Raw genomic sequence first — 11395 nt, 5'->3', positions numbered from 1 at the left:
AGGCTTCTTCTTATCTTTCAAGTTGATCAACAACTTGCTGGAGTTAGCACCCTTCTGGTCGATACCAGGGGTTGCTGAGGCTTCACAGGGCCAGTCCCTCTGCCTCTCTCGATAAGAATATAATTGTAAGTTCATGTAAATGTTGATGACTACTCTACACTACTCAGAAAGTTTTGACAATATGCATGCGGAAGATTTTTCAATTTTAATCGAAACGTCCTGTTTTATCCGAATTCCTTTTGGTGGGTCCGTTTTTTCTCAAGGTATTCTTCATCCTCGCGGGCTTTGATCCATTTCTCTTCGAAAATCCGGGCTGATTCTGCTTTTTCCTCATCCATGTCACGGTCGTTGATGTCTCCATCGTCATCGTATTTTTTTCCACCTTTGTAATTGGCGTACCGGCGCGAGCGTGTATACCCCATCTGGAGGAATTTACGGGCCATATCCATGCCGATGAAATCATCGTTTTTCTTATACTCTTCGAACATGGCGTAGATTTTTTCTGACGACTCTTTTGCGATTTCCGGTGTTTTAAAGCGCCAGTGCTGCAGAATTTCACTTTTGTAGGGTTCGACGAGAAGCACACCCTGTTCGCCGCGCCCGACGCGGTATTTTTCGGGTTCTTCTCTGAAATCAATGGAATCAAAATCTAAATCGTAATCAAAAGGCATGGTCCTTCGTCCTTTCTGTATTTTCTATGCCGAACATATTCAATTCCAGGTCCCTGGACAATTTTTTGATTAAAGCGCCGCCGGCTGTGCTGTTTCCCTTTTCATCAATGGCAGGGCCGACGACGCCGATTCCCATTCTTCCAGGCACCGTACCGATGATGCTCCCGGATACTCCGCTTTTACATGGGAATCCAGCTTCGACTGCGTAGTGGCCGGAGGAGTTGTACATCCCGGAGGTCATCATGATGGCTTTTACGGTTCTTAGGTGGTGGGCGGGAATCAAGCTTTCTTCCGTATCTGGATCGAGGCCGCCTTTAGCAAGGAACAAGCCGACCCGGGCAAAGTCATGACAGCACATCATGACTGCATTCATACGATAGTATAAATCCAGCGCTTCTTCGACATCGGTTACAAGTGTGCCTGTACTGTGCATAAAGTAGGCGAGGGAACGGTTGCGCGAGCCGTTCGCCTTTTCTGCTTCGTACATCTCTCCGCTCATTTCAAGATGATCGTTGCTGGTGATTTTCTTTAAGAAATTCATATAGCGGTCGAACCGGTTTTCCACGCTCTGTTCTTTAATAAGGGAAGCTGTAGCGATAGCGCCTGCGTTAATCATCGGGTTGAAAGGTTTGCTTGTGTCATAGGACTCCAGCTGGCTGATGGAATTGAAGAAATCTCCCATCGGCTCCATTCCTACGGTTTGAAAAACACGGTCCTTTCCGAAGTCCTGGAGAGCAAGCATCAAGCTGATGACTTTTGAGGTACTCTGCATCGGAATGTATTGATCATGATCCCCGGCGCTGTAGCACGAGCCGTCTGTCGTGATGATGCTGACGCCGAGGAAGTCTTTATTTGCCTCCCCGTAATCAGGAAGGTTCATATTCACCTTTCCTTGAGAAGCATAGGGACGGCTGTCCTCAATAGCTTCTTCCAAATAGGAGTTCGATAGTTCTGTCATAGCGTTTCTCCTTTTTTGTAGTTCAGTACCCTCTTACAGAAAGTGGGTAAACAAAAAAAGCAGCCATCCCCGCAGGGAAGTGGCTGCATGTGCTTACTGCTGCTTTAAGTAGCGCCGGTCTTTCAGGAACAATCTCCAGAATAAATAGAAGGCTGGAATCAAAATCCCGAAACCGACAGCATAGACGATCAGCATGGGGTAAAAGGTGGAAGCGTTGGTGAACCCATCGCTGACTGTTAAATCCGGGTAAATCAAGTACGGCAGGTGGGCGGATCCGTACGCATAAATAGCGAATCCGTACTGCAGCACGATCATGATGACGGCAGGGCGGGCCCGTCCCTTTCTTCCGTCCGGTTTTTTCAAAAACAAAAGAACATAGCCGATCAGGAAAAACAACAGGGAAAGGCCGAAAATGAGCCAATTCTGCTCAATATTATCAACAATCCAACCAGCTTCCTCAGGAAATGTTCCGATCGTCAGCATGGCGACGGCGATGCTGACAGGTCCGAGCCACAGGGCGTGCTTTCTGAATGTATCATACGCATCCCAGTCTTCAGCTTCCTTGGCATAGTCCATTAAAAAAACCGCTGAAATAAACAACTCGGTGGATAGACCGAACAATACGTGCATGTACAGCGTCGGATGGGTCAGAAGCTCTCCGTATTCCAACCGCGGGTAGTCATCCTCAAAGCTGATGAATCCCCCAAGGGTAATCGGCAGAATACTGACGAGCAGGGCAGGAATGATCAAACCTGTGACCCCGGAGGTGACACGAAGGAGCCCGACAAATTTCCCTGCATAGTGCTGGAACACCATAAAGGTGGTCCGGATCGTCAGGAGCAGCAGTCCGAGCGCGACAGGAACGAGCAGGACACTGCTCAGAAGCGTCGTTGCATAAGGGAAAAACGTGACCACTGAAACGACGAAGATGACGAGGAATACATTGGTGACCTCCCACGTCGGAGATAAAAAGCGGTTGGCAATCTGGGCGGCGCTTTTTTCCTCACTTTTTCCATAAATCATCCCCCAGAACCCTGCCCCGAAATCAAGAGATCCGAGCATTGCGTAAATGAACAGCAGGCTCCACAGAATGGTGACGGCCAGTGTTGAAGCTTCCATAAAAAGTTCTTCCTTTCTCTGCCTTTATTGAGAGCTCAAGTCCCGGCTGACAGGGTTTCTCTTGAAATAGAACCGAAGGACGAATCCTGTGACGAACAACAGAGTGATGTACAAACTCATGAACAAGTAAAAGAGAAAACCGACACTTTTGGATTTTGTTGCAGCTTCCCCTGTTCTCAAGACGTCTGTAATCGTCCAGGGCTGACGTCCGATACAGCTGAAGCACCAGCCAGCTTCGATTGCCAGCAAAGCCAGCGGTCCGCTGACGACAAGGATGGCGAGAATCCATCCGGGAAACTCTTTTTTTAGGACGAGTTTCCAGAACAAGGCGGCAAAAGCGACGGCAATCAGGACAGTACCGATGCCGACCATGACATTGAACAAAATATGGACATACAATGGCGGCCACAGCTCCTGCGGGTATTCATTCAGACCAATCACTTCGGTATCAAGCCGGTCACCGGCAAGGAAGCTCAGTCCGTATGGAATTTCAATGGCGTACTTCACCCGCTGGTCCTCAAGGGACGTGTAGCCTCCGACAGAAAGCGGGGCATAACGCTGGGTCTCGAATAACCCTTCAGCAGCTGCCAGTTTTCTTGGGTTGTATTCATGGAGCATTTGAGCGGTTTCGTGGCCGTTGATTGCTGTCCCTAAAGACATCAACGCGCCGAAATAAAGGGCGATCATCAACGCTTTTTTATGATAGGCCCGCTCCTGGTCGGTGATTTTCGACTTCATCAAACGGAGCGCAGCCACGGAAGCCACAAGAAAAGCGACGGTCATGTAGGCGGAAAGGGTGACATGGATGGCCGTGACCCCGAAGCTCGGGTTGAAAAAGGCCGCCCACGTATCAATATCTGTAATTTCCCCGTTTGGAAGCATACGGAAGCCCGCCGGGGTGTTCATCCAGGCATGGACATCGGTGATCAGTATGGCCGACGCAGTCGCTCCAAGAGCAACAGAGATGATGCTTACAAGACGGAGCGTCGGCGGCAGGCGGTCCGCCGCATATAAGTAAATCGACATGAAAACCGCTTCAATCAGGAAAGCGAAAATCTCCATCTGGAACGGCAGGGCGATGACCTGGCCGACGATTTCCATGAAGTCAGGAAACAGCAGGGAAATCATAACGCCTACAATCGTTCCGGATGCGATCGATACAGCAAGCAGGATGGCGAAGGCCTTCGTCCATCTTCTCGCCAGCAGTGCATAATCACTGTCTTTTTTAATGAAATACATAACTTCCGCTATGATGATCATCACAGGAAGTCCTACACCGATGGTGGCATAGATGATATGGAAGCCCAGGGAAGTTCCGAAAAGGGCACGGGCCATGACGACGATATCCATTTGATTTCCCACCTCACAACAAGTTTCATTATCCTTTGGTTATTCTTCCTATGAGGTGGAGGATTATTCGTTAGCAGGAACCTTTTTCTACAAGAACCATATACTCGTCGACGGAAAAATGTTCAACACCTGAATCTGACGATGTAATGGAAAAGTAGGCCTTGGTATTGGTGTCGGCCGACAATAAAGCCTGTTCTATCGCGCGCTGTTCAACAGGACAGGACTGGGTGCGTGTCACCCACGACGAAAAGGGGAGGGTCTTCTGCCGTTTCAAGTGTTTCTTCACGATCAGCGATTGGTCGTTGAATAAGGCTTCCCATTCCGATACCTTCAAGGCACGGACGTGGGTGGGGTCCCTCCTTTTTTCAAGAGCGTTGTAAAAATGGTCAAGCTGATCATCTTCAGGTGCTGTGTTATCAATCATGAGGAAGCGGCCGCCGGGTTTCAGGACGCGGGAGACTTCCGATACAAAGGTATCGGGTTCAGGAAAGTGATGGGGAGCAATCCGGCAGGTGACCGCATCGAAGTAATCGTCAAGAAAAGGAAGCTCTTCAGCATCCGCTATAATAAACGCCATATCAGCGATGCTGGAAAGGTGGGCGGCTGTGTTCTGGAGCATTTCCTTTGTCAGATCTGCCGCATATACACGGTGCACGAACGGCTGCACAGCCTTGGCCACATGACCGCCGCCTGTGGCTGCATCGAGCACCCTCCAGTGTTGTTCCGGCTGCAGCCATTCGACCAACAGTTTCAAATCATCAGGATTGTTATGGGTGGTGCTTTGAACATACGCCTCTTTGTTTTTTGAGAAAGTTTCCTGTACACGCCGTTTCTGTTCATTTTTCATCCCAGACATCCTTCCTTCAATGGAGTTGCTTATAGTGTAATCCGAAGCATGGGTTTTGGATAATACCAATCTTTGATCTGCTGTGATAACCACAACAAATCAAAGATCCAATCGTAAAAAATGACAAAAAATCAGTGGGGGTGTAAAGTGAAATCCACACGTATAATCCAAGAGGGAATGGGCGAAGATGGGGGTAAGAAACTTTTTGACATCCCTGACGTTCCATTGTACGATTAGAGAAGATACGTATAGTTTCATTGACGGGAAGAGTAAATCGATCACCTGACCTGTAGAGAGTCGCTGGCTGGTGGAAAGCGACGGCGGAATCGGTTGAAGATCATCCCTGAGAAGTTCTGCTGAAATGATTGAGAGTAGGTGGAACCGGCTGACGGCCGTTATCCGTTTTTTACCGAGCGCCGTGCGGCTGGATCTGCACGGAATATGGGTGGTACCGCGGAATGAACATCCGTCCCTGTTTTCATACAGGGGCGGATTTTTTGTTTTTTCAGGGAAACTGTATCCAGTTGTGTCCCATGTGATTATCTATACAAAATAAAAGGGTAAGAGGTGGAAGAAATGCGCAGTGTCAATACGAAGGAAGCGGCCTTAGACCGCGAGAATCGTGTCAAAGATTACTGGAAACAAGAAGATGTCTTCCGACGCTCCATGAATGAGCGCGAAGGCGCAGAAACTTTCGTTTTTTATGAAGGACCTCCGACAGCGAACGGACTTCCGCACGCGGGTCACGTACTCGGCCGGGTCATCAAGGACTTTGTGGGCCGTTACAAAACGATGCAGGGCTATCAGGTGCTGCGTAAGGGCGGCTGGGATACCCATGGTCTTCCGGTTGAACTGGAAGTTGAAAAGCAGCTCGGTATTTCCGGAAAGCAGCAGATCGAGGAATATGGTGTAGAGAAGTTCATCGAGAAGTGTAAGGAAAGTGTCTTCAACTATGAAAAAGAGTGGCGTGAATTCACGGAATCCATCGGGTACTGGCTCGATATGGATGATCCGTACGTAACGCTTCAGGATCGTTATATTGAAAGCGTCTGGTACATCCTCAGTGACCTTCATAAGCGCAATCTGCTATCCAAGGGTCACCGGGTTACTCCGTACTGCCCGAGCTGTCAGACAACATTGAGCTCCCACGAAGTGGCTCAGGGCTATGAAGATGTGAAAGACTTGTCCGCGACAGCGAAGTTCAAAGTCAAAGGAACAGAGAATGAATTCTTCCTTGGCTGGACGACGACGCCTTGGACACTGCCGGCCAACGTTACCCTGGCTGTCCATGCGGATCTCGATTACATCAAAGCAGAAAAAGACGGCGAAGTTTACATCGTTGCTGAAGCTCTTGCTGAGAAAAATCTTGGAGAAGATTATACGGTCGTATCCAAGCATAAAGGAAGCGAGTTCAGCGGTGTATCCTATGAAGCACCATTCCCGTTTGTGAAGCCTGAGCGTGGTCATTTCGTTGTCGAAGCAGATTTCGTCAACGCCGAAAGCGGTACAGGTGTTGTTCACATCGCACCTGCCTACGGGGAAGATGACTACAACCTCGTCAAAGAACATAACCTTTCCTTCTTTAACGTTGTAGACGGACAGGGACGCTACACAGCAGATATCCCTCCATTCGAAGGCCGTTTCGTGAAAGACTGTGATGTAGATATCGTGAAGTACCTGGCTAATGAAGGACTTCTTTTCCATAAAGAAAAGTATGAGCACAGCTATCCGCACTGCTGGCGCTGTGATTCACCGCTTCTTTATTACGCAATCGAAAGCTGGTTCATCAAAACGACGGAATTGAAGGATCAATTCCTTGCCAACAACCAGCAGGTTGACTGGCATCCGGATCACATCAAAGACGGACGCTTCGGAAACTTCCTTGAGAATATGGTCGACTGGAACATCGGTCGGAACCGTTTCTGGGGAACACCGCTTCCAATCTGGATGTGTAATTCCTGTGACCACCAATACGCTCCGCACAGTAAAGCGGACCTTCAGGAAAAAGCGATTGGAGACATCGGAGACGTTGAGCTGCATAAGCCTTACGTCGACCGTGTTCAGGTTTGCTGTGAAAAATGTGGAGGCACGATGGACCGTGTACCGGAAGTTATCGACGTCTGGTTCGATTCCGGCTCCATGCCGTTTGCCCAGCAGCATTATCCGTTCGAAAACCAGGATCAGTTTGAGAAGCAGTTCCCAGCTGATGTGATCTGTGAAGGAATCGATCAGACACGTGGCTGGTTCTACAGCCTGCTGGCGGTTTCTACGCTGTTCACAGGTAAAGTACCGTACAAGCGCGTGCTTTCCACCGGCCACATTCTTGATGAAGAAGGCCGTAAGATGTCGAAAAGTAAAGGAAATGCCCTTAATCCGACGGACATCGTCAATAAATTCGGTGCCGATCCATTCCGCTGGGCGCTTCTTGCAGATAGTGCACCTTGGAACAACAAACGTTTCTCTGAGCGTGTCGTGATTGAGGCTAAATCCAAAGTGATTGACACCCTTGTGAACACGCACGGCTTCTATACGCTTTATGCCAACATTGACGGCTACACATTCAATAAGGACGAAACCGGAGAGAAGACGCTTCTTGACCGCTGGGTCCTTTCCCGCTTGAACAGTGTGACAGCTGTTGTGGAGGAAGCTCTTGAGGATTACGATTTCACAAAAGGAGCGAAGGCTCTTGAGAAGTATATCGATGAAGTGAGTAACTGGTACATCCGTCGTTCCCGTGACCGTTTCTGGGAAGAAGGCATGACCGAGTCCAAAAAAGCGGCCTACCATACGCTTCATGAAGTGCTGACCCAGCTGAGCCAGCTGATGGCTCCGTTCACGCCGTTCTTGGCTGAGGATATCTACCAGAACTTGACGGGAGAAAGTGTGCACCTGGCCCACTTCCCGAAAGTAGACGATGCTGTCGTCAACAAACAGCTGGAAAAAGATATGGACGCTGTCCTGCAGGTGGTCGAGCTTGCCCGTGGTGTGCGTAATACAGAAGCGATCAAGACGAAGCAGCCGCTTTCGGAGCTTGTTGTCATTCCGGTCAACCCGGACCAGGGCAAAGCGCTTGAGGAATACAGCAGTATCATCCGTGATGAGATCAACGTCAAAGAAGTCGTTGTTAAACAGTCTTCCGAGGATCTTGTCCGTTATGAAGTGAAGCTGAACTTCCGCGCAGCCGGCCCGGTTCTCGGGAAGAATGTCGGTCTTGTCAAAGGCTATCTGGAAAAGCTGTCGGAAGAAGAAGCCGCAGCTGTTGTCCAAAATAACAAAGCGGTCGTTCCAACCGCTGATGGTGAGGTAGAAGTACCGATGGATCTGTTGAACGTGGAACGTGTAGCCGATGCCGGCCTGTCCATGGGGGCCAACCAGGACTTCCACGTTGTTCTTGATACATCCATCACAGAAGAGCTCCGCCTTGAGGGTCTTGCCCGTGAAGTGATCCGTGTGATTCAGGATGAGCGGAAGCAGCAGGATCTGCCGATCGAACTTCGTGTCGATATCGCTCTGGCCGGTGATGATGAAGTACAGGAAGCCATTAAGCAGAACGAACGGCTGATTCGTGAGAATGTCCTTGTTAAGGAACTCACGGTCGGCGAAAAAGAGGAAATGAAAGAGTATACCGTTGGTGATCATACACTGAAACTGGCTCTTACACAGTAAGGATGGAAAGTCCCGGCTCCGGCCGGGGCTTTTTTTACCGTTCCGGTGTTTTGACTTTTTTTGCAGGATGTCCCAAAATAAGAAACAGATGAAGAGGTGAAATCATGGCAGAAAAGGTATCAAGCACACGATGGTTTGGGATGGCTGTTCAGGCCCTTGTCGTCCTTGCTGAAAATGAAGGACTCTGCCCGAGTGGAAAGCTTGCCGAAAAGCTGGAATCCAAATCTGTGTTCTTAAGAAAGATCCTCCGTCACTTAGTGAAGGCGGGATTGATTCACGCCAAAGAAGGTAGAGAAGGGGGCTATTCCTTAGTGAAAGACCCCGAAGATATAAAGCTGTCAGAAGTCTATGAAGCAATGAGAGCGGAAACTTTTCCGAAGGGTTTCTTTAATGTCGGAGGTAAAGAATGCTTTGCGCCTTCTACAAGGGAATCCTTGATCGAGCTCCGTAATGATATGGAAAGCTGGGTTGTAGCCGGACTAGAAGAGAAAACCATTGCCGACCTGATTCAAAAGTCATCGTAATGTTGTTTGAAGATCGACTGCCGAGAAAATTCTCGGCAGTCTTTTTTTCTGTGAATTTTGAGGTGTTTTGTTGTATGGAAAGTGGACGATCTTATGTTAAACAAAGAGCACCCTCAAATTCAGCTCATAGTGAGGTCACGTTCCGCTTATTGGTGAATCTTCGGCCCGTGCTTTTCCAGCAGGCGTCACCACTGAATGCTGGAGTTGACCTCGCCAATCGAATCGTGAAATGGGTCTTGTGATCATAGCCGGCTGGTAGCGAAACATTATGGTGTGCTTTTTTTATGGGTTATCATAAACTGTAGTTGACAAAGGAACAGTTAAATCATATACTGTTCTTGTGATAAATACAGTTTAAAGGAGCATCATCATGTCTCAAAATACAATGAGTAAAGAAGAATACCTAAATAAAGTAAAAGAAATCGATACAACGAAAGAAGCACCGAAACAGCTGGAGGACACGGATTTTCTAACTGTAGCCAAAGAACGCCGCTCTGTCCGCCAGTATGATCCTGAATTCAAAATGGAAGAAAGTGAAATCCGTGAGATTCTGGAAACAGCGGTTCTGGCTCCATCTTCCAGTAACCTTCAATCGTGGAGATTCCTTGTCATCGAAGATCAGGCGGAAAAAGAGAAGCTTCTACCTATCGCCAACAATCAGCAGCAGATCGTCGATGCATCCGTCGTCGTGGCTGTTCTTGGTGACCGTGAGGCCTATAAAAATGCAGACCAGATTTACAGCCAGATTGCTGAGAAAGGCAACATGCCTGAAGACGTGAAAAACATGTACGTCAACAGCATTTTCGATAACTACGGAAACTTCCCGACAGAGCGTCTTGCGAAAATCGCTCACATCGATGGCGGAATCGTGGCCAACCAGCTGATGCTTGCAGCAAAAGCGAAAGGCTATGACACCGTGCCGATGGGTGGTTATGATGAAGCGCAATTCCTGGAAGCTTTCAACGTTCCTGAAAACTATGAAGCAGTTATGCTGATTTCTCTTGGAAAAGGTACAAAAGCCGGTTTCCAAAAAACCCGTCTTCCATTGGATGAAATTGTTCAGTGGAACCGTTACGAATAATGAACAAGTGCCGCTCCGGTTACGGGGCGGCTTTTCTTTGTGGTGATTATGACAAGTTAGATTTTTTCAAGCACGGAAGGGATTGGCGTTCGTCTGTCGAATGATGTAGAAGAAGAAGAATAAAGGAGGCTTTCCTATGTTTAAAAAGCTTGCAAGTGATGCCTTGGGCTTGAGTGATATCGGGAGAATCATTTCCAAAGAAGATTTTGATAAGACCCAGTCGGATGATTTTGTCTTAACCGAAGACGGAGAAAAAATCCATTTCCTGATTAAGTCAAAAAGTGACGAGTACTGCTTTACGAACCGCGCCCTCATCCACCTGGATGGAGAAAAGGCCTCCAGCAGCAAGCGCAATATTCTGCGCTATGACTATTACAAAAATCCGATCCGGAACGTAACCATAGAAACCGCAGGAACCATCGACCTTGATCTGGAAATCCAATTTTCCATCGGCAGTCAGTCCATGAGCATTGATATAGCTAAAGATGAAGGCGAGGCCATTGCCGATCTTTATAAATCCCTTACAGCGATTTCTCAGATTCAGGAAGACCATCAGCTTCATGCTGAATATGCGAGAGAAAGTCTGGAGGCTGCCCGTGATCTTCTGCGCGAAAACCGGTTCCATGACAATCAAGTCTCCTCCGAGTTTAAGGAATCCGTAACGTTCACCTATGAATGGCTCGCTCAAAAGCACACCGAGCATACACGCAAGGACTTTAAGGACATCTTCGAAAAATACATCCAGAATTAAGCTGCTGATTTTTGTATGTCTCCAGTAGTTCAGAGTATGGTCTTCTGCGTTCACATTGTCCGAGCAGGAGTATCTTTTTAACTGTGGGATACGCAGCATGCTGATAAAGGAAAAAAGTACAACCCGTACCGAGGTTCAAACGCTTGAATCCCGGTACGGGTTGTCTATTATTGTTCAGTCCTTCTTAAAGTTACTGCTCCCGTTCCTTGAGTTCGTACAAAGGAACTTTCTGAACGATGTTCGGCTGATCGGTCGGGTGAATCCTCGCCATTTCATTGCGTTCAATCACTTCTTCAATATAAATCTCCCGGTCCTTATGATGGACCTGGATCATATCAGGGGAATGGAAGATTTCTTTGGCTCGCTCTTTGTTCATCATGGAGACCTCCTGTCGTTTACGTTTACTTTCTGCCTCCACGACGGTTTAT

The 11395-nt window shown here is 48.2% G+C and carries 10 protein-coding genes, 1 riboswitch and 1 other annotated feature; of the genes, 4 read left to right on the top strand and 6 right to left on the bottom strand.

What is annotated here, in order from left to right; genetic code table 11:
• Positions 1 to 7: 7 nt before the first annotated feature.
• Positions 8 to 118, bottom strand: a riboswitch (SAM riboswitch).
• 106 nt (positions 119 to 224) lie between these two features.
• From H615_RS0100170 to H615_RS0100150, 5 genes are all read right to left on the bottom strand, one after another.
• Positions 225 to 671 (bottom strand): DUF4385 domain-containing protein, encoded by a 447-nt coding sequence (locus tag H615_RS0100170; protein WP_027953270.1) that lies wholly within the window; start codon positions 669 to 671, stop codon positions 225 to 227.
• Positions 661 to 1629: a glutaminase A gene (gene glsA, locus H615_RS0100165; protein WP_027953269.1), complete on the bottom strand. Its 969-nt coding sequence runs from the start codon at positions 1627 to 1629 to the stop codon at positions 661 to 663. The genes H615_RS0100170 and glsA overlap by 11 nt, the downstream gene beginning before the upstream one ends.
• A gap of 93 nt (positions 1630 to 1722) precedes the next feature.
• Positions 1723 to 2748, bottom strand: a complete 1026-nt coding sequence (locus tag H615_RS0100160; protein ID WP_027953268.1) for a cytochrome d ubiquinol oxidase subunit II — start codon at positions 2746 to 2748, stop codon at positions 1723 to 1725.
• A gap of 24 nt (positions 2749 to 2772) precedes the next feature.
• Positions 2773 to 4098 (bottom strand): cytochrome ubiquinol oxidase subunit I, encoded by a 1326-nt coding sequence (locus H615_RS0100155; protein ID WP_027953267.1) that lies wholly within the window; start codon positions 4096 to 4098, stop codon positions 2773 to 2775.
• A 70-nt stretch (positions 4099 to 4168) separates the two neighbouring features.
• The gene (locus tag H615_RS0100150; protein ID WP_027953266.1) at positions 4169 to 4945 is read right to left on the bottom strand and encodes a class I SAM-dependent methyltransferase; all 777 of its coding nucleotides are present in this window, start codon (positions 4943 to 4945) and stop codon (positions 4169 to 4171) included.
• A 248-nt stretch (positions 4946 to 5193) separates the two neighbouring features.
• Positions 5194 to 5422: a binding site (T-box leader), on the top strand.
• A 99-nt stretch (positions 5423 to 5521) separates the two neighbouring features.
• Between H615_RS0100150 and ileS the strand changes: the two genes are divergently transcribed.
• From ileS to H615_RS0100125, 4 genes are all read left to right on the top strand, one after another.
• Positions 5522 to 8611, top strand: coding sequence for an isoleucine--tRNA ligase (ileS, locus tag H615_RS0100140; RefSeq protein WP_027953264.1), 3090 nt, complete (start codon positions 5522 to 5524; stop codon positions 8609 to 8611).
• Between the two features lie 104 nt (positions 8612 to 8715).
• Positions 8716 to 9135: an RrF2 family transcriptional regulator gene (locus tag H615_RS0100135; RefSeq protein ID WP_027953263.1), complete on the top strand. Its 420-nt coding sequence runs from the start codon at positions 8716 to 8718 to the stop codon at positions 9133 to 9135.
• A gap of 370 nt (positions 9136 to 9505) precedes the next feature.
• Entirely contained in the window at positions 9506 to 10216 is a 711-nt protein-coding gene (locus H615_RS0100130) for a nitroreductase family protein (protein ID WP_027953262.1), read from the top strand.
• Between the two features lie 136 nt (positions 10217 to 10352).
• On the top strand, positions 10353 to 10967 hold the full coding sequence (locus tag H615_RS0100125) for a PH domain-containing protein (RefSeq protein WP_027953261.1): 615 nt from the start codon (positions 10353 to 10355) through the stop codon (positions 10965 to 10967).
• A gap of 190 nt (positions 10968 to 11157) precedes the next feature.
• On the opposite strand, the gene H615_RS0100120 is transcribed toward H615_RS0100125, so the two are convergent.
• Complete coding sequence (locus H615_RS0100120; RefSeq protein ID WP_027953260.1) at positions 11158 to 11343, bottom strand: H-type small acid-soluble spore protein; 186 nt, start codon at positions 11341 to 11343, stop codon at positions 11158 to 11160.
• Positions 11344 to 11395: the final 52 nt, after the last annotated feature.

This window comes from Halobacillus kuroshimensis DSM 18393 (assembly GCF_000425705.1).
GTDB classification, from domain to species: domain Bacteria; phylum Bacillota; class Bacilli; order Bacillales; family Halobacillaceae; genus Halobacillus; species Halobacillus kuroshimensis.
The sequence above is the reverse complement of the archived record's forward strand: the minus strand, read 5'-3'. Positions and strand labels throughout refer to the sequence as shown.